At 64.1% G+C, this 18106-nt stretch carries 19 protein-coding genes and 1 tRNA gene; 10 read left to right on the top strand and 10 right to left on the bottom strand.

Annotation, left to right across the window (positions count from 1 at the left end):
- Positions 1-2: 2 nt before the first annotated feature.
- Both ACYQ4W_RS09210 and ACYQ4W_RS09215 read right to left on the bottom strand, forming a co-directional pair.
- Entirely contained in the window at positions 3-230 is a 228-nt protein-coding gene (locus tag ACYQ4W_RS09210) for a MoaD/ThiS family protein (RefSeq protein WP_459855585.1), read from the bottom strand.
- 112 nt (positions 231-342) lie between these two features.
- On the bottom strand, positions 343-1893 hold the full coding sequence (locus ACYQ4W_RS09215) for an L-lactate permease (protein ID WP_459855587.1): 1551 nt from the start codon (positions 1891-1893) through the stop codon (positions 343-345).
- Between the two features lie 390 nt (positions 1894-2283).
- Here ACYQ4W_RS09215 and ACYQ4W_RS09220 point away from each other — a divergent pair, with 390 nt between their 5' ends.
- Complete coding sequence (locus ACYQ4W_RS09220; RefSeq protein ID WP_459855589.1) at positions 2284-2817, top strand: hypothetical protein; 534 nt, start codon at positions 2284-2286, stop codon at positions 2815-2817.
- Here the strand turns inward: ACYQ4W_RS09220 and ACYQ4W_RS09225 are convergent.
- Positions 2814-3431, bottom strand: a complete 618-nt coding sequence (locus ACYQ4W_RS09225; protein ID WP_459855591.1) for a flavodoxin family protein — start codon at positions 3429-3431, stop codon at positions 2814-2816. The two genes, ACYQ4W_RS09220 and ACYQ4W_RS09225, sit on opposite strands and share 4 nt — an antisense overlap.
- Complete coding sequence (locus tag ACYQ4W_RS09230) at positions 3428-3742, bottom strand: MTH1187 family thiamine-binding protein (RefSeq protein WP_459855593.1); 315 nt, start codon at positions 3740-3742, stop codon at positions 3428-3430. The genes ACYQ4W_RS09225 and ACYQ4W_RS09230 overlap by 4 nt, the downstream gene beginning before the upstream one ends.
- A gap of 370 nt (positions 3743-4112) precedes the next feature.
- Here ACYQ4W_RS09230 and ACYQ4W_RS09235 point away from each other — a divergent pair, with 370 nt between their 5' ends.
- From ACYQ4W_RS09235 to ACYQ4W_RS09250, 4 genes are all read left to right on the top strand, one after another.
- Positions 4113-5090 (top strand): hydrogenase small subunit, encoded by a 978-nt coding sequence (locus tag ACYQ4W_RS09235; protein ID WP_459855595.1) that lies wholly within the window; start codon positions 4113-4115, stop codon positions 5088-5090.
- A gap of 70 nt (positions 5091-5160) precedes the next feature.
- Positions 5161-6861 (top strand): nickel-dependent hydrogenase large subunit, encoded by a 1701-nt coding sequence (locus ACYQ4W_RS09240; RefSeq protein WP_459855597.1) that lies wholly within the window; start codon positions 5161-5163, stop codon positions 6859-6861.
- A 75-nt stretch (positions 6862-6936) separates the two neighbouring features.
- Entirely contained in the window at positions 6937-7470 is a 534-nt protein-coding gene (locus tag ACYQ4W_RS09245) for a HyaD/HybD family hydrogenase maturation endopeptidase (protein ID WP_459855599.1), read from the top strand.
- The gene (locus ACYQ4W_RS09250) at positions 7461-7724 is read left to right on the top strand and encodes a HypC/HybG/HupF family hydrogenase formation chaperone (RefSeq protein WP_459855601.1); all 264 of its coding nucleotides are present in this window, start codon (positions 7461-7463) and stop codon (positions 7722-7724) included. Before ACYQ4W_RS09245 ends, ACYQ4W_RS09250 begins: the two co-directional genes overlap by 10 nt.
- An 88-nt stretch (positions 7725-7812) precedes the next feature.
- Here the strand turns inward: ACYQ4W_RS09250 and ACYQ4W_RS09255 are convergent, their stop codons facing one another.
- Positions 7813-8325, bottom strand: a complete 513-nt coding sequence (locus ACYQ4W_RS09255) for a hypothetical protein (protein ID WP_459855603.1) — start codon at positions 8323-8325, stop codon at positions 7813-7815.
- Positions 8325-9365 carry a 4Fe-4S dicluster domain-containing protein gene (locus tag ACYQ4W_RS09260; protein WP_459855606.1) on the bottom strand — a complete coding sequence of 347 codons (1041 nt, stop codon included), beginning with the start codon at positions 9363-9365 and terminating at the stop codon, positions 8325-8327. The genes ACYQ4W_RS09255 and ACYQ4W_RS09260 overlap by 1 nt, the downstream gene beginning before the upstream one ends.
- Positions 9366-9623: 258 nt before the next feature.
- On the opposite strand from ACYQ4W_RS09260, the gene ACYQ4W_RS09265 reads away from it, so the two are divergent.
- A complete protein-coding gene (locus ACYQ4W_RS09265) occupies positions 9624-10913 on the top strand; it encodes a citrate synthase (protein WP_459855609.1) in 1290 nt (429 codons plus the stop codon).
- 102 nt (positions 10914-11015) lie between these two features.
- Positions 11016-11102 (top strand) — tRNA-Leu (locus ACYQ4W_RS09270).
- 113 nt (positions 11103-11215) lie between these two features.
- Here the strand turns inward: ACYQ4W_RS09270 and ACYQ4W_RS09275 are convergent.
- The 3 genes from ACYQ4W_RS09275 to ACYQ4W_RS09285 form a co-directional block, all read right to left on the bottom strand.
- On the bottom strand, positions 11216-11632 hold the full coding sequence (locus ACYQ4W_RS09275; RefSeq protein ID WP_459855611.1) for a universal stress protein: 417 nt from the start codon (positions 11630-11632) through the stop codon (positions 11216-11218).
- Positions 11633-11682: 50 nt separating this feature from the next.
- Entirely contained in the window at positions 11683-11847 is a 165-nt protein-coding gene (locus ACYQ4W_RS09280) for a hypothetical protein (RefSeq protein ID WP_459855613.1), read from the bottom strand.
- 151 nt (positions 11848-11998) lie between these two features.
- The gene (locus ACYQ4W_RS09285; RefSeq protein ID WP_459855616.1) at positions 11999-12478 is read right to left on the bottom strand and encodes an Hsp20/alpha crystallin family protein; all 480 of its coding nucleotides are present in this window, start codon (positions 12476-12478) and stop codon (positions 11999-12001) included.
- 491 nt (positions 12479-12969) lie between these two features.
- Here ACYQ4W_RS09285 and ACYQ4W_RS09290 point away from each other — a divergent pair, with 491 nt between their 5' ends.
- Together ACYQ4W_RS09290 and ACYQ4W_RS09295 are read left to right on the top strand one after the other, a co-directional pair.
- Complete coding sequence (locus tag ACYQ4W_RS09290) at positions 12970-13857, top strand: PilZ domain-containing protein (protein WP_459855619.1); 888 nt, start codon at positions 12970-12972, stop codon at positions 13855-13857.
- Positions 13858-13881: 24 nt separating this feature from the next.
- Positions 13882-14406 carry a GNAT family N-acetyltransferase gene (locus tag ACYQ4W_RS09295; RefSeq protein WP_459855621.1) on the top strand — a complete coding sequence of 175 codons (525 nt, stop codon included), beginning with the start codon at positions 13882-13884 and terminating at the stop codon, positions 14404-14406.
- Between the two features lie 425 nt (positions 14407-14831).
- Here the strand turns inward: ACYQ4W_RS09295 and ACYQ4W_RS09300 are convergent, their stop codons facing one another.
- A complete protein-coding gene (locus ACYQ4W_RS09300) occupies positions 14832-16949 on the bottom strand; it encodes a YfhO family protein (protein ID WP_459855623.1) in 2118 nt (705 codons plus the stop codon).
- Between the two features lie 297 nt (positions 16950-17246).
- On the opposite strand from ACYQ4W_RS09300, the gene ACYQ4W_RS09305 reads away from it, so the two are divergent.
- Positions 17247-17771 carry a DUF2059 domain-containing protein gene (locus ACYQ4W_RS09305; RefSeq protein WP_459855626.1) on the top strand — a complete coding sequence of 175 codons (525 nt, stop codon included), beginning with the start codon at positions 17247-17249 and terminating at the stop codon, positions 17769-17771.
- The last annotated feature ends 335 nt before the right edge of the window (positions 17772-18106 follow it).

The following is an 18106-nucleotide window of genomic DNA, read 5'->3' on the forward strand; positions in this document are numbered from 1 at the left end:
GGCTAGCCGCCTCCAACAGCGGGAAAAAGGCCCAGGCGGTCGCCCTCGGCCAAGGGGGTGGAAAGTGGGGCGTGCACGCCGTTGACGAACACCAGCTTGAGCTCCTCCTCCGGTATGCCGAGCCGGGCCACAACGGCGGCGACGGTGTCGCCCGCGTTGACGTCGTAGGCCTCGGCGTTTGCCGGGCTGAAGCGCGAGAGGGTGGCGAAGCATTTGAGCGTGATGTGCATATCCGCCCTGTATATGGAAGCAATCTGGCGGTCAACAGCGGCGCCCAAACGCAACGCGGGGCCAAGGGCGCAATGCCCCCGGCCCCGCGCAAGGGACGCTTTGAAGCGGGACCTAGTAGGCCCAGAGCATGGTCATCACCGCGCACACGGAGGTGATGAGCATGGACACCACGAAGGCCGGACGGATGGCCGTGCTGGCCTCGCGGATCTTGTCGATGCTGGAGGCGGCGTTCTGCAGCTTGGCGGGCGAGATGACGCTGGCCAGGCCGCCGCCGATGGCGCTGCCCGCGGCCACCACCACGCCCGAGGCGCCGATCTTGTCCGCCGTGGACAGGTGCAGCTTGGTCAGCATGGCGATGGACGAGGTTTCCGACCCGGAGATGAACCCGCCGAGCAGGCCCAGGAACGGCGCCACAGCCGCGTAGAAGCGGCCAAAGGCCCCGGCCGAGGCGTCGGCCATGACGTAGATCATGTTCTGGGTGGGCACGGCCAGCTTCCAGTCCACGCCCTTGCCCGAGTGGTTCATGACATAGGCGATGGCGAAGAACACCGAGGCGGACATGATGGGCCGCATGGCGCGCTTGGCCGAGGTCTTGAGGCCCCGGCGCACCTGCTCGCCCGTGGCGCGCATGATGGGCAGGGCCAGGAAGGTGCACACCACCACCCAGAAGTAAGCCTGCCACAGCACGCGCAGCTTTTCCGGGCTGCCGGGAATGATCTCCAGCGGCATGGCGTAGTCCACGAAGGTGAGCTTGAAGAACGGCAAAAACGGTGCGTTCAGAATGAGCGAGAACACGGTGAGGATGACCCAGGGCGAAACGGCGCGCGGCAGCGAGATGCGCGCCTCGGCCGCGATGTCCTTTTCGTTCAGCAGGCTGCGGTCCTGAAGCTCCTTGCCGGTCAGCTTCACGTAAACGACCAGGGCCAGAATGACGCCCAGGCCGGCGGCGATGCCGGTTATGGTCACCAGGCCCACGTTGGCCATGAGGATGGCGATGCCGCCCGCGGTGCCGCCCGCGATGAGCGCGGGGATGAAGCCCTTCTTGACCATCTGCGTGCCGCCGGTGAGCTGCAGCATGCCTAGGGCGATGCAGGTGCTGATGACCGGCATGTAGTAGGCGAAGTACATGCCCACCTCCTGCACGGGCTTGCCCACGAACTGGGCGAAGACCACGGCGGGGATGCCCAAAAGCGCATAGGTGCACAGGGCGTCGTAGCCGATGGCGGGCAGAAGGATGGCCGCGAAGGTGGAATAGCCCAGCGCGAGCATGATCGGGGGCAGGATGGACACGGTGACCGCGCCCAGGCTGGTGAGCAGAATGCCGAAGCCCACGTTGATGATCATGATCTGCACGGCGTGCTGGCCGGGCGCGATGGTCTTCATGAGCGCCACCACGCGGGCCACGGCTCCGGTCTCCTGCATGAGGGTGATCTGCATGATGCTGGCGGCCATGACCAGGGCGATGGGCAGCGAGGCCACAAGGCCGGCCACGGAGGCGGTGAGCACCACCGAAACGGGCGTGCCGAAATACAGCCAGGCCACCAGGGCCGCCACCAGCCAGCCTATGTACCCGGCCGTGTCCGCGGCGACGCGGTAGACCAGCAGCAGAAAGAAGATGGCGATGACCGGGAAAAACGCGAGCAGTACCGAAACCATTTCCATTGGGTTTTCTCTCCCTCCCTCAAAATGATGAATCAGAGCCTGAAACGCCTTGCCGGGGCCTGCACGCCCCATTCGCCGCAACACTCCGCCGGGCGCGCACCCTTCCCGCCAAAGCGCAAGTGAGTGCCCGCATCCGGGGTTTTACTTACGCACAGGCGCGTGCAATGGTCAATGGCGCGCCAGGGCAAAAGCAGCCTGCGGCTGCGGAAAATTGGCTCGGAATGCGGTGCGGAAGCGGCCCCGGGCCGCACAACGGGCGTCCGGCTACAGCTGTCCAGTGTGGCATATGCGTTTGCCCGGCGCAATGCAACCCCTATGCGCCATTCACGCAGCCTATGGATTGCAATCAAGGCGCGGCTATGCCACCATCGCCAAATGATATTGAGACGCATGACGGTTACGCTTTTCTGCGCGGCCCTGGCCCTGCTCTGCGGCTGCTCCGACGCGGTGGAGACGGCCAAGCAGGCGCGCATCGCCCCGGACGAGAGCGTCACTGTGGCCCAGGCCCTGGAGCGCTATCCGTACTTCAAGTCCATCACGTGGTCGAGCCATGAGGAAAAGGACGGCAAGGTCATTGTGGAGGCGCTGTGCGACATCGACGTCGCCGCCAACTGCCGCGGCGTGAGCGAGGCCGGGCTCAAGCTGGCCCAGCGCGACGTGGTGCGCGACTACCTGCTGGCGCGTTTCGTGGTGGAGGGGCTGCCGCGCAAGGTGCACGCCCAGGAGGCGCGGCACGTCACCCAGTGCGCCAGCGGCACCCGGCTCGGCTTCTCTGATCCCAAGTACCTGCGCGCCATATACAACCGCGAGCAGGTGCGCTTCTTTTGCCTCGACGGCGTGAACTGCCCGGGCCAGACCGCCAACGGCCAGGCCGCGCCCGCGCAGCCCGCGGACACGCAGACAACCGCCCCGAAAGCCCCCTAGCCCCGCGCCGGCGGCCGCCAATCCGGCTCGCCCCGCCCCAGCGCCAGATCGCGCCCCAAGGCCTCGGCCCGCTCGATGAGTCCGGCCCGCGCCTCGGCCGCGCCAGGATCAAGAATCCTGCACTCGCGCAGCAGGCGGCTGTGCGTAAAGCCGAGCCAATTGAAGAAATAGGCATAGCGCGGGAAGATATCCGTGAACAGGTCCTCGCGCGGGTGTCCCTGGGCGATGACGAAGGCCAGGGTCTTGCCCGGGGCAAGGCGCGTGCGGTGCGCCTTGTTCAGGGCATAATCCGGGGTCAAAAAGCTGTAGGTGCGGTCGATGAAGGCCTTGAGCTGGGACGTGACCTCGCCGAAGTACACCGGCGTGGCCAGCACAAGGGCGTCGCACGCGGCCACGGCGGCCAGCACCGGGGTCAGGCCGTCCTGCAGCACGCAGGCCTCCGCCTTCTTCTTGCAGGCCAGGCAGCCCTGGCAGCCCCGATAGTCCAGGGCGTTAAGGGCAAAGGTCGTCACCTCGGCCCCGGCCTCTGCCGCCGCACTGCACACGGCTGCGGCCATGGCCGCGCTGTTGCCCTTGGGCCGGGGGCTTCCCAGCAGGCAGACGATGCGCTTCATGAGCCCCCCTTGCGGTCCGCGAGCTTGGCCTCCACCGAGGCGGTCTTGCCGGCGAGCCCGTCCGCGCGGCCGCGGCGCCAGTCGGCGTGCATGGTCAGGTACACGCGGTCGCTCTCCGCGGCCAGGGCCTTGAAGCAGGCGTCCACCACGGGCAGCACCTGCTCCCATTCGCCTTCCATGCAGGTGCCCATGGGCGTTAGCTGGTGCGCCAGGCCGCTTGCGCGGATTATGCCCACCGCGCGCGCCACAAAGGCGCTCACGCTCTGCCCCTTATCCATTGGAAAGAGTGACAATTCAACGATGACGCTCACGGCGGACCTTCCTTTTCGCGTTGCCGGGGGGCGAAAGTGCCGCTCCCGCGCCACGCGCACAAGAGATTATGGTCCACAGACTGCGCAGCCGTCAACGCGGGTTTCGCGCGTTATTTTAAAACAACGACGGCATATTACGTGTACAGCAATACAGAACGCCCCTTTTCCCTTTCCAGTTTTTTTCAATCATCCCCTTGCCATTGTGCGCCTGTCGGTGTAGTGGATGCACAGCTAACCCGCTGATTTGGTTGTATATTTTTTTATAAATCGTATGACATACGTGCCACGTAATCAGCTTTCGTGGCACGTGCCCAAGACAGCGAGTTTTACAGGCGTACCCGTCACGTTTTACCTAATCTGGAGGTGTTGTATGAAGGTTTCCGTAGGACATGGCTTGAGCGGCGCCGAAAAACGCCTTGAAGAGCGTGGGATTTCCCGGCGCGACTTCATGAAATTCTGCGGCACCATCGCTGCAGCCATGGGCATGGGTCCGGCGTTTGCGCCCAAAATCGCCGCCGCTCTCACCGCCGACAACCGTCCCTCCGTCATTTGGCTGCACAACGCCGAATGCACGGGCTGCTCCGAGTCCATCCTGCGCACTGCCGCTCCGTACATCGACGCCCTGATCCTCGATGTCATCTCCCTGGAATACCAGGAGACCATCATGGCCGCCGCCGGCGAAATGGCCGAGAAGGCCCTGCACGACGCCATGAAGAAGCCCTACCTCTGCGTGGTTGAGGGCGGCATTCCCCTGAAGGACGGCGGCGTCTACGGCATGGTCGGCGGTCACACCATGCTCGACATCTGCAAGAAGGTCATCCCCGGCGCCCTGGCGACCATCGCCTACGGCACCTGCGCCACCTACGGCGGCGTGCAGGCCGCCAAACCGAACCCCACCGGCACCAAGGGTGTGGACGAAGTTTTCCCCAAGGCCACCGTCATCAACGTGCCCGGCTGCCCGCCCAACCCGGCCAACCTGGTCGGCACCGTCATCGCCGCCATCGACACCGTGGTGAACAAGAAGCCCCTGCCCAAGCTGGACGACCTGAAGCGCCCCGTGGTGTTCTTCGGCGAGACCGTGCATGACAAGTGCGAGCGTCTGCCCCACTTCGAGAAGGACGAGTTCGCTCCCTCCTTCAATTCGCCCGAGGCCAAGAAAGGCTACTGCCTGTTCAAGCTCGGCTGCAAGGGCCCTTACACCTACAACAACTGCCCGACCAAGAAGTTCAATCCCCTGGACAAGGGCGTCGGCGTCAACTGGCCCGTTCAGGCCGGCCACCCCTGCATCGGCTGCAGCGAGCCCAAGTTCTGGGATACCATGAGCCCCTTCTACGAAGAGCAGAAGTAGGCGAACCGGACAGACCCCGGTTGATTAAGGCACTTACAAGCGACTTTAACTCCCTATAGGAGGACAGAATATGTCTGGTTCCAAACCTCAGGCCATCCCGGTCACGCCGAAGAGCAACTTCTCTGGCCCGGTCATTGTCGACCCGGTCACCCGCATCGAAGGTCACCTGCGCATCGACGCCACCGTCGAGAACGGCAAGATCGTCGATGTGCGCAGCAGCTCGCAGCTGTTCCGCGGCCTCGAAATCATCCTGAAGGGCCGCGACCCCCGCGACGCCCAGCACTTCACCCAGCGCTCCTGCGGCGTTTGCACCTACGTGCACGCCCTGGCCAGCACCCGCGCGGTCGACAACGCCGTGGGCGTGAAGATTCCGAAAAACGCCACCATCATGCGCAACCTGGTCATGGCTTCCCAGTTCCTGCATGACCACCTGGTGCACTTCTATCACCTGCACGCCCTTGACTGGGTCAACGTGGCCAACGCGCTCAAGGCCGACCCGGCCAAGACCGCCGCGCTGTCCAACAGCCTCTCCCCCAACCGCAAAGAGACCGCTGCCGACTTCAAAGCCGTGCAGGACAAGGTCGGCGCCCTGGTCGCCTCCGGCAAGCTCGGCATCTTCACCAACGCCTACTTCCTGGGCGAAAAGAAGAACGAGGCCTACTACCTGCCCGCCGAGGCCGACCTCATGGCCACCGCCCACTACCTGAAGGCCCTGCACGTTCAGGTCAAGGCCGCGCGCGCCATGGCCATCTTCGGCGCCAAGAACCCGCACACCCAGTTCACGGTTGTGGGCGGCACCACCAACTACGACGCCCTCAAGCCCGAGCGCATCGCCGAGTACAAGGCCCTGACCGACGAAGTCACCGCCTTCATCAAAGACTTCTACATCCCCGACCTGTTGGCCGTCGCCGGCTTCTACAAGGACTGGAGCAAGATTGGCGGCACCACCAACTTCTTCAGCTGCGGCGAGTTCCCGACCGACGAGTACAACCTGGATTCGCGCTTCCTGCCCCAGGGTGTCATCATGAACCGTGACCTGGGAAAGATCGGCAACTTCGATCCCAAGGCCATCAAAGAGCACGTGGCCCACAGCTGGTACGTGGGCGACAAGGCCCTGCACCCCTACGAGGGCGTGACCGAGCCCAAGTACACCAACCTGCAGGACAAGGACCGCTACTCCTGGATGAAGGCTCCCCGCTACAATGGCGAAGCCATGGAGACCGGTCCCTTGGCCACGGTGCTGGTTGCCTTCGCCAGGGGCCACAAGCCCACGGTTGACGCCGTCAACTTCGTGCTCAAGTCCCTGAACGTGGGCCCCGACGCCCTGTTCTCCACCCTGGGCCGCACCGCCGCCCGCGGCATCGAGTGCCTGGTCATCGCCAACCAGATCCCGGCCATGCTCGACGCCCTGGTCAGCAACGTGAAGAGCGGCGACAACGAGCTGTACACTCCGTGGAAGATGCCCCAGGAAGCTGAAGGCGTCGGCTTCGTGCAGGCTCCCCGCGGCATGCTGTCCCACTGGATCAAGATCAAGAAGGGCAAGATCGACAACTTCCAGCTCGTGGTGCCCTCCACCTGGAGCCTTGGCCCCCGCTGCGCCGCCGGCAAGCTCGGCCCCGTGGAAGAGGCCCTGATGGGCACCCCGATCTTCGACCCGACCCGTCCGGTCGAGATCCTGCGCACGGTCCACAGCTTCGACCCCTGCATCGCCTGCGGCGTGCACGTCCTCGACGCCAAGACCGGCCAGACCGCCAGCTTCAAGGTGTTGTAAACCGTCTACGCTTCCTGTAATGGACGGGAATCCGGGCAACCGGGTTCCCGTCCTTTTTCTAGCAAACGAGGGTTCATGACCGACACGCAAAAACGCATCCTGGTCCTTGGCGTGGGCAACATCCTCTTCACCGACGAGGGCATAGGCGTGCGCGCGGTTGAGGAGCTGGAACGCCTTTACGACATGAGCGACAACGTGACCCTGATGGATGGCGGCACCCTGGGCACCCGGCTCATGGACCCCATCATGAACTGCGATCTGCTCATCGTCATCGACGCCGTGCTGGGCGATGGCGAGCCCGGCAGCATCTACCGCCTGACGGGCGAAGACCTGCGCAAGAGCCTGGCCTTCAAAGATTCCATGCACCAGACCGACCTTGTGGACACGCTCATCATGTGCGAGATTGTGGGCAACAGGCCGGAGGCCGTCATCATCGGCATGGAGCCCTTCGACTACCACACCATGGCCTTGGAGCTTTCGCCCGCGACCAAAAGCCGGCAGGAGCCCCTCATGGATTTCGTGCTGGATGAAATCGCCAAGGCCGGCGGGTCGTTCACCAAGAGGGCCGTGCCCGGCCCCACCACACAGGAGAGAGAGCCATGTGCCTAGCCGTTCCCGCTGAAGTCATCTCCATCGAGGATCAGGTCGCCACCTGCCGCGTGGGCGAGGGCGAAACCACCGTCACCGCTTCGCTCATGGTGCTGGACGAAGACATCAAACCTGGTGACTTCCTCATCATCCACGCGGGCTTCGCCATCCGCAAGCTCGACCCCGTGGAGGCCCAGGAGACGCTCAAGATCCTGCGCGACGTCATGGCCGCGGCCGAGGAAGCGGGCATCAAGCAGGACTGCGTCGTGATTTAGCCGGTTTTGCCGCGCACGCAAAAAAAGGCCATGCCGACGTTTGTCGGCATGGCCTTTTGCATTGCCGGAGCCCACGGCCCGGGATTCTTCAGGAAACCGCCCCGCCTCGCGGGGTGCGGGGGCGCGTCGTCTCGGCGCGGGCAGCGTCTTTGGCCTGCCAGTACGCCCCCCGAAAGCTGAGCCGCAGCAGGGCCAAAAGCCCCAGCAGGAAGGCCAGACCCAGGTGGGCCCAGTCCACAAGCATGGTTGGCGCGGGCGAAAACGACACCGAGGGCAGATTCTTGAGCACGCGCACCGCGCCCGTCAGAAGCAGCAGGCCGAGGATGCCCGCGCGCGCCCAGCCAAGGGCGGACAGGGAATAGTCGCGCCGCCACTCCAGCACCCAGCGCGTGGTCACATAGCCCGTGAGCATGAGCAGGCCCACGGCGCCAAGGTAATGCAGCTTGTGCGTCAGCCAGAAGTCGCCCAGCCAGGCCAGGCCGGGCACGGCCACGATGCGGTAGCGGCTGGCGATGGGCATCTGCATGGTGCCGCTGACGGCCAGCACGCAGACGAACAGGACATAGGCCAGCGCCACGCGGCGCGAAATGGGCGCGCGCATCAGGACCGCCCCTTGCCGCTGTCCGGCTCGTCCGGGCCGCCGGCGTCGGCCTTGCGCGGGGGTTCCGGGGCTTTGCCGCCCCCCAGGCGCGAGCCAAGGCGCAAGGCCCCGGCAATGACGCCCACCACCGGAGCGAAAAGCGCAGCGTAGGCCAGCTTGTCCTCGTCGGCCATCATGTCGCGCACGGTGGACAGGTGCGGCTTGCCCGCGCCCGTGGTCACCGCCGCGTCCAAAATATCGAAGGGCACGGGAGAAACATACAGGGAGTTGGTGCCGCCGTTCTCCGTCTCGCCGTAGACAAAGCCGCCGATGTTGCGGGCCAGGGCGTGGGCCTTGGCCACCATGTCGGAGCGCGGGCCTATGTCCTGCACCTCATACGGGCAGGCCTCGATGCAGGCGGGCTTGCCGCCCACGCTCACGCGGTCGGCGCAGCGGTCGCACTTGAACATGACGCCGTTGCCCATGTAGCGCGGCATGATTTTGAGGTAGAGGCCCACGCCGGTTTGGCGCATGGGAATCTGCCAGGGGCACACGGTTTTGCACTTGGCCCCGCCCAGGCAGATGTCCGGGTCGATGCGCACGATGCCGTTGTCCTCGCGCGCGGCCGCGCCCCAGGGGCACAGGTTGGCGCAGGGCGGATTCTGGCAGTGCATGCAGCGCCGGGGAATGTGCACCTCGAAGCTCTGGCCCTGAAACTGCCCCCGCGCGGTCTGGATATACAGCCAGTTGTAGGGGGAAAGCCGGTCCGTCACGGCGCGCCGTGTGGACCAGTCCTCGGCCTTGACCGTGGCCGGGCTCATTTCGGGAAAGGGCTTTTGCGGCTCGGGGAACTTGTGGGCGTTGGCCTCGCGGCAGGCGGCGACGCATGCGCCGCAACCCACGCACTTGGAAAGGTCGTGCAGGGTGGCGAGCTCTTCGCCCTCCTTGCCCTTGGCGGCCTGCGCCGCGCCAGGCAGCAGCAGGCTCAAGCTGGTCGCTCCCAACCCGGTGAGAAAACGCCTGCGTGAAATGTCCACATGACGGGACGGGTCTTTGCTCACCAGAAATGCTCCAGTTCACGTTCATTCTTTGCGATGCGCGGCAGTATAATCCTTTTGCTTCGGGAAGCAACCGATGCGCGGGGGTGGTTTCCCGCTGCCGGGCGCAGGGTATGCGGTTCGGGGGCTGGCACCTGCTCGCTGGACAACCGGAGCGAATCCGGTTAGGCAGCACGTTGGATTGCGGGCTCCTTGCCCGCGCACAGCAGAAGATTATTCGGCAACCCGGCTACACGCACACCGGCTACAAGTGGACAGACCATGACCAAGACCGCGCAACTCATCATCGACGGCAAGACCATCGAGCTGCCCATCGTCGAAGGCACCCAGGGCGACCGCGCCCTCGACATCACCCGCCTGCGCTCGCAAACGGGTTGCATCACCTACGACCCGGGCTACATGAACACCGGCCCCTGCAAAAGCTCCATCACCTTTGTTGATGGCGAAAACGGCGTGCTGCGCTACCGGGGCTACCCCATCGACCAGATCGCCGAGCGCGGCTCCTTCACGGAGACGGCCTGGCTGCTCATTTTCGGCGAGCTGCCCACGCGCGACCAGCTTTCCCGCTTTTCCGCCGGCCTGTGCGCGGAGGAACTGCTGCACGAGGACGTGAAGCATCATTTCGAAGGCTTTCCGCCCAACGGACACCCCATGGCCATGCTCTCGGCCATCGTCAACTCCCTGGGCTGCTATCACCGCGACCTGCTCGACATCGAGAGCAAGGGCGAGTTCTACCTCGCCGCCTCGAAGATCATCAGCAAGGTGCGCACCATCGCCGCCTTCAGCTATCGCAAGAGCATGGGCCTGCCGTTCATGTACCCCAACCCGGCCCTCAGCTATTGCCGCAACTTCCTGCACATGATGTTCTCCATCCCGCACCAGCACTACGATCCCTCCCCGGAGGCAGTGCGGGCCCTTTCGCTTTTCCTCACCCTGCATGCGGACCACGAGCAGAACTGCTCCACCTCCACCGTGCGCATGGTGGGCTCCAGCCAGGCCAACCTCTTCGCCTCGGTCTCGGCCGGCATTTGCGCCCTGTGGGGCCGGCTGCACGGCGGCGCCAACGCGGGCGTGGTCTCCATGCTGGAGCAGATCCGCGACGGCCAGCGCACCCCGCGCGAAGTGCTGGAACTGGCCAAGCAAAAGAAGTTCCGGCTCATGGGCTTCGGCCACCGCATCTACAAGAGCTACGACCCCCGCGCCGTCATATTGAAGAAGGCCGCCCACGAGCTGCTCTTCAAACTCGGCCAGCCCGACGAGCTCATGGACATCGGCATGGAGCTGGAGGCCGCCGCCCTGGCCGATCCGTACTTCATCGAGCGCAAGCTGTACCCCAACGTGGACTTTTACTCCGGCATCATCCTGCGCGCGCTCAACATTCCCGTGCAGATGTTCCCGGTGATGTTCGCCATCGGCCGCATGCCCGGCTGGATAGCCCACTGGTACGAGGAGCACCTGGAGCACAAGAGCAAGATCCACCGCCCCCGGCAGATTTACACCGGGCAGGTGCTGCGCGACTATGTGCCCATTGACGAGCGCAGCCCGCGCTAGGAAAAATTTGCGGGGCACTGGCAAAAAACACTTGCCATTATTCCGCGATGCAGCTAAATGCTTCCTTCGCAACAACGGTGCAGCGCAAGCCGCCCGCGAAATGCCGAAGTGGTGGAATTGGTAGACACGCTAGGTTCAGGGTCTAGTGGTCGCAAGGCCATGGGAGTTCGAGTCTCCCCTTCGGCACCAAAAAAGACAGGCGCTTCAGCGAACAGCTGAAGCGCCTTTTTCTTGCGCCTGTGAAACGTCGGCAGGGCGGATGCCGCGCCGCAATGACGGCGGCGGCTCAAACGCGCAGCACGCTACCGGACGATCAAGACGGAACAGCGCGCATGGGCGGCGACCTTCGTGGCCACGCTGCCCAGCAGAAACCGCTCGACGCCCTTCTTGCCCCGGCTTCCCAGGACAATGAGGTCCGCGCCCAGCTTTTCGGCCGTTTCGAGGATGCTTTCCGCCGCGGATGCGCTGCTCTCGATGACCGTCTTGAGGGCGACCCCCTTGCCGCTCGCGTATTCCTTGGCCCTTTCCGCCGTCATGGCGGCGTGCTTCAAGAGCGCTTCCTCCACGGACGCATCCGGAAATACCTCCACCATCCCGACCATCAGTTCGGCGATGCTCACCGCCGTCAAGTCGGCGCCTTCCTTTTTTGCCAGTCCCACCGCGTACTCAAGGGCCTTGGTCGAATACTGGGAATCTTCCACCGCCACGAGGATCTTCATGCCGCCTCCTTTGAGTTGTTGGAGCTGTCCTTCGCAAAGGGCAAAGGTGTTCAGCGCACCCGTTGTGAATAATCCAGGCACTCGTTGCGATACAGGCACTGTCCCTGGTCGCAGTACCCCTGCCTCGCCGTGGCGAAGCAATCGAAGCTGCCTTCCTGGCGCTGCGCCAGGCGCACCGTCTCAACACGCGCCAGCACGGTTTCCGTCAAGCCCATGGGCGTCGCCCTGGCCTGTTTCGGCGTCCCGCCTCCCGAAGCCTTCTGGCGCTTTGCGGTGCTTTTGGCCGTACCGGAGCCTGCGGACCGCTCGTTGTCTCTGGATGTCCCTCGCATTGTCGTCTCCCCCCTTGTGTAGACTCGTTGTCGGCTAGCCTTCGACCTTGATCTTCTGCGCCGGGGCGGACGGCTCCGCCTTGGGCAGGGCAACATGGAGCACGCCCTTCTCAAAGCGCGCCTTGATGCCCTTGACGTTCACCTTGGCGGGCAGGGGCACGGCGCGCGTGAACTTGCCGTAGCTGCGTTCGATGCGGTGGTAGTTGTCCTTCTTCTCTTCGCCCTCAAACTTCTTTTCGCCCGTGATGACCAGGGCGTCATTCTGCAAGCTCACGTCGACATCCTTGGCCTCGAGGCCGGGCAGCTCGGCGTCCACGGCGATTTCCTTGTCCGTCTCCAACACATTGACCACGGGGTAGGCCTCTGCGCCGAAGAAACTCTTGGAGAATCCCTCGGGCACCAGGCCCACGCCAAAGGGGTTGCGCCAAAATTCCTCCATGAGGTTCGCAATGCTCACCGGACGCATCGTCTCTTCTGAACTCTTGCGCAGTGTGGGAAGCCAGTGCTTCAACATGACTATTCCTCCTGTCGATTGTGTTCAGACCGGGGTCTTATGTTTTGTCTTGCCCTTGCGACAAAACCTCTTTGGCAGGACAATCAGATGCACGAGAGGGATGCTATGTGAAAATATTCACTCTACAAAAAAATGCAATAACAAATTGATTTACTCCAGCCAGGCTCAACATTGACGAAAAATAATACAATGGAATCGGACAAGTGCGCTGCATAAAAATTAACGCAATCATATCAGCGCAAAGAGGAGAGATCAGAATTATTGCCGTATTTTCAGCAGCATAAGTTGATCCAAGCCACGTGGGCCGCAATTGCGGTTTTCTTTGCCGCCCGCCAGCGCTGCTTGTGCTTTGCTTCCGGCATGTTGGAAACATCACGCTACATGCTTCCGGCAGGGGGAGGCCCCAGCCGCTTTACAAGCCGGTTGGGCCCCGGTAATGGTGCTCGACACGACACCGTCGCCCCATCAACCGCAAGCCACCACCACCAACTATGTGCGCACTCTGGAACCTCGCCAAACAAGGCCAAGACGCTGCCAAGCGCAATCGCCAGCTCGTTTCCGGCATCCTCACGGACGCCCTGGACCAGCGGGCCAAAGTCAGGCTCGCCTTTGCGGACACCACGACCAGCCTCAAGGACATTTCCGCCTCTTTCGTCAGCTTCAACAATTCGCGCATCCTCTTGGAGGTCTCGACGCTGAAGAAGGCCTCGCAGGCTTTCGTCGGGGTCTCCGTCTCCTGCTATTTCATGGTGCGCGACAAGACGGACAGCTCGATTTCGAACTTCTACACCTTCGTCAGCCACATCCAGTCCGTGCAGACGCAGCCCAACGGCGTGGTGGCCTTCGCCCTGCCCGCGCCCGCGGAGCTGGCCCCGGCCCAGCAGCGGCGCAGCGTCCGCGTGGGCGTCGACCAGGAGCGCATGCCGCTCTTTTTCGCCTGGCACGAACTGCCCGCCGGCGCCCTGATCTCCGAGACGCCTCCGCTTTTGTGCAGCAAGGCCGGAACCCAGCAGCCCTTCAAGGTCGAAAACATCTCGTCGTGCGGCCTGCGCCTGGTCGTGCAGAACGAGATCATCAACGACGTGCTGCCCAAAAAAGAGCCCGGCTTCACGTTCTCCTTCTATTTCAAAGCCATCGCCGAGCCGGAAACACCGGCCAGGCCGTTCATGGTCAACGCCGTGCTGCGAAACATTTTCAGCGATCCGCAAAAGGGCGAGACCTCCCTCGGCTTCGAGTACACGGACCAGGGCAGGCTGGACAAAAACAAGCGCCTGGTCTGGTCGCCCCTCAAGGCGAACGAACTGGGCGACCTGAGCCCGTTCATCTTCAAGTGGAACCTGCTGGATTTCTACCGCGACAAGCGCGTGGACGAAGGGTAGCGGGAAACCGCCCCGGGAGGACGCATGTTGATACGGGACGCCCACGAGGGTGACATCGAAGGCATTCTGGCCATTTACAACGACGCTGTGGCCAACACCACGGCCATCTGGAACGAGGTGACGGTCGATGCGGCCAACCGCGCCCAGTGGCTGGCCGAGCGGCAGCGGCAGGGCTACCCGGTCCTCGTCGCCATCGCCGCAGAAAACGGCGCAGGCAGCGAGGCCGCCGGACAGGTCCTCGGCTATGCGTCCTTTGGGGACTGGCGGGCCTTTGACGGCTACCGGCACACTGTGGAGCATTCCGTCTACGTGCGTCAGGGGCACCGCGGCGCCGGCATCGGCAAGGCCCTCATGCGGCGCCTCATCGAGCGCGCGCGCGGCCTGGGCAAGCATGTGATGGTGGCGGGCGTCGAAGCGGGCAACGAGGCCTCGCTCCGGCTGCACCAAGATCTGGGCTTCGAGCAGACCGGCACCTTGAAGGAGGTCGGCCAGAAGTTCGGCCAGTGGCTCGACCTCACCTTCCTCACCCTGCGCCTGGACGCGCGCTGAGAACAGCCCGCGACGCTTCTGTCGCCCCTTTCCTTCCTGTCGCCAAGCTCCACCCCTGTCGCCCTTGCCGGCAGCAACCCGCCTGCCACGCCGAAGCCCAACACCGGCACCCGTGATGAGGGAGCCGCCTTGGGCCCGGGCAACAGCAACGGAATCGGCCGCACCCGGCACATAATGCGGGGCAAATAACACTTCGGCACCAGTGCTGCGCCAAAGCGGCGTCCAGCCATCTGGTTGTGGCAAGCGCTGACCGAAGCAGGCCGCCTGCCCTGCTCCCGCATCCTTCCCGCTTTATGGCCGTCCGTCAGGCCCAGCAGGCAACATCGGGACAAACGTCTGCCGAACCCGGTCTTCTCCCCGGCTCAATGCCCATCGGCAGCCGCCACAGCCCCGGCCTTCAGCCGGGCGCACGCCGCCAGATCGCTTCAGCAGCCGGTTTGCGGACGCCCGCGCCACGCCGTGAGCGCAAGCAGCCCCAGAGCCAGCACAGCGGTGAGGCCAAGCGCCCGCCGGGCCCACTCGCGCGCGGGCAGGTAGAACGAAAGCTCCACCCGATGCGCCCCCGGTTGCAGGGCCACGGCCTTGAACGCCCCGTGCGAGCGCTCCACCGGCGCGGACTGGCCGTCCACCAGCGCCCGCCAGCCGGGATGGTACGCATCGGCGTAATAGAGCGCGCCGCCTTCGGGTCCCGCGTCCACATCCACCACCAGATGGTTGGCGGAAAAGCGCCGCACGCCGGGCGATGCGTCGCGCCGTTCGCCCTGCGGCGTCTCCAGCACCAGCCGGTTGCCATCGCCCCCCAGGGCCTCGCGGAACCAGGGTTGGGCAAGGGCCGGCAGCCAGTAGACGAAGCCCAGGGCCTTGTTCAGGTCGCGCTCCTCGTTGATGCGCGCCAAAGCGCCGGGTGCGGCGCGCTCCAGCAGCTCCAGCACGGCCGGCATGGCGTAGTCGATGCGCACGCCGGGCGCACAAAAATCGCCGCCGGTGAAGTGCAGCATGCTGTAGTTGTTCACCGCCTGGCGGATGCACAACTCAACCAGGGCCTGGGCTTGCGGATGCGCGCCAAGATAAGCGGGGCGGCCAGCCAGAAAGGGCTGCGGCTGCGGGAGCGTGGCGTCCAAAGTGCCGCCCACCGCATGGCGCTGCTCCCAGGTGCAGATGGTGTCGGTGCTGTGCAGCAGGCGGTCGTGGGCGAAGCCAAGCTCCAGAATGCCCAAAAGCGCCAGGCCCAAGCCCAGGCCGACGCCCAGACCGCGCGGCCAGCGGCGCTCCAGCAGGCCGCACGCCAGGCACACCACAACAAGCAGTCCAAAGCCCAGCTCGGGCACCATGCCGCTCCAGACCAGCCACACGTCCTTGGCCATAAGGATGCCGAGCGCGCCCAGCATGAGCCAGAGGAAGACCTCTGCGCGTCGCTGGCGCGGCATTTCCAGTGCGTGGTCCAGGCCATATCCGGCCAGAAAGAACAGCAGCAGACGCACCATGGGCAGCAGGTAGGAGAGGTGCCGGAAACGGTTCATGCCCGGAAACCAATACGCGCCGTAAGCCACCAGTCCGGTGGGCCCCAGGCTGAGCAGAAACAGCAGCAGCGTGGCGCAGACCAGGGCCAGGAACACCCCGGCGCGCACCCGGCGCAGGGCATACAGCACAAGCCCCGTGGCCCCGAGGCCCAGGTAGAAGAAATACTCCGCGTGCATGGTGCTGCGGCCCAGCACGAACTCCGGCAGCTTGCCCAGGGCCGAGCCGCCATAGTTCAGGAATGTCGTGATGTCTGACGCGCCGGTCACGGGGTCCCGGCCGGGCGCGGTGAAGGCGGCTCCGTCCAGGGCCTTGAGGAAGAGAAAGAGAAAGAGCCCGCCAAGCAGCGCCAAAAGACCGAGTTCCACCAGGGCCGCCAGCCCGGGCCGCGCCAGCCGCGCAAAGCCGCCCTTGCGGTCGAACACGCGCAGCGCCAGGAAGAATACGCAGGCGAAAAGCGCATACACCGGGCCGGTGTAAATGTTGTTGCCCATGACGGACACGCCGAGCGCGAGCCCCAGGCGCAGCAGATCGCGCAGGTCGCCGTCCTTGTGGAAGCGCAGGGTGAACAACACCATGAAGGGAATGTACAGCAACGCCCGATGCGGCCAGAACACCTGCACGTTCCAGTACAGGGAGGCGGCTATCCAGCAGGCCACGGCGCAGGCAACGAATTCGCTTTTGTACAAATACAACCCGAGCAGATACGCGCCGGAGACATACACCATGGATTCCGCAAAGATCGAGACGCAGAACAGGAGCCACACGTTCTGCACGTGCAGCGCCGCCCCGCACAGCACCGCCAGCAGTTGGAACGGCCCGAAGAAGGTCATCATGTACCCTTCCGAAGGGCTGCCATAGGCGGCATAGGGGAACCACTGCGGAAACTCCCCGGCGGTCAGCATGTTCCAGTAGGCGTAGTTGAAGGTCGCGTAATTCTGAAACGAATCACCGCGCACAAAGATGCCCAGCTGATAATATGCGGCGAACAGTCCGGCGAGCAGCAGAAACGGCGCGCAGCGCAACAACGCTGCATTGCGGAGGCAGCCGTCCTGCAAAAGCGGCTCTGCGGGCATATTCTGGGGATGTGCATCGGGCGGATGTGCGAACAAGGGCAGTGCTCCCTCGCCCTTGCGGGCGGCGTGGCTGGCGTTGCAGGAATGGAGAAGGCGCGGGACGGCTCGGCGCAAAGCATCCTCAGGCGCGGTGTGCCGCATAGGCAAGGGCCTGTCAACGCCGTGCGCCGCAGCCGTTGTGCTCCGCGTTCGGGACTGGTAGCGTCGGGCGCACCATCCACCTCAGCCCTTGCCAGGGGAGCCCCCATGCCAAACCGCCTCGTCTTCACGCTGACGCTCACGCTGCTGTTGCTTCTGCCCGCCGCCCGCGCCCAGGCCGAGGAGATGACCCTGGAGAAGCAAGCGGACATCCGCCAGATGATCGAGCTTTCCGGTGCGCAGACCATGGGCAGGCAGCTGGCCGCCGCCATGACGCAGCAGTACACGGCCGTGCTGCGCCGGACCAGGCCCGACATTCCGCCGCGCGTGCTGGCCGTTGTGGAGCGGGTGACCACGGAGATCATTGCAGAGAAGGTGGACGCGCCCGGCGGGCTCATCGACCGCATCGTGCCGCTGTACGCCAACACCTTCAGCCATCAGGAGATCCGCGAGATTTTGGCCTTCTACCGCTCGCCCGCGGGCAGAAAGATCACGACCGCCATGCCCGGCCTCATGCGCAGCGGACAGAAGATCGGCATGGACCTGGCCAAGGAGATGGGCCCGGAACTCAAGCGGCGTCTGGTGGAGGCGCTCTCCAAGGAAGCGGTGGTGCTGGACAGGCTGCCGGACTAGGGGCTGAGCTTGCCGCTCAGGCACTCGCCCATGCCGCGGTTGGTTTTTTGTTTTGCGGATAATCCATCGAATTATACCATGCAAGTTATTCTTTACATGATATTCATCTTCGAGTACCGTTCCTCCTGTCTGCTCAATCAAAACACAGGAGGCTCCATCATGAAGGTCAAAAATCTCAATGGAACAAGCACAAACAAGTGCAAATGCGACAGTTGGTTGGATCACTGGGAAAATGGGGCAGGGAAAAAGGCAACGCTGTGTGCAGCTCTTGACTGTTCTAAATTTGCTGAGCTAGGTGGGCATGTTATAAAATCAGGAAGTTCTGATAGGGACAC

This window comes from Humidesulfovibrio idahonensis (assembly GCF_054657715.1).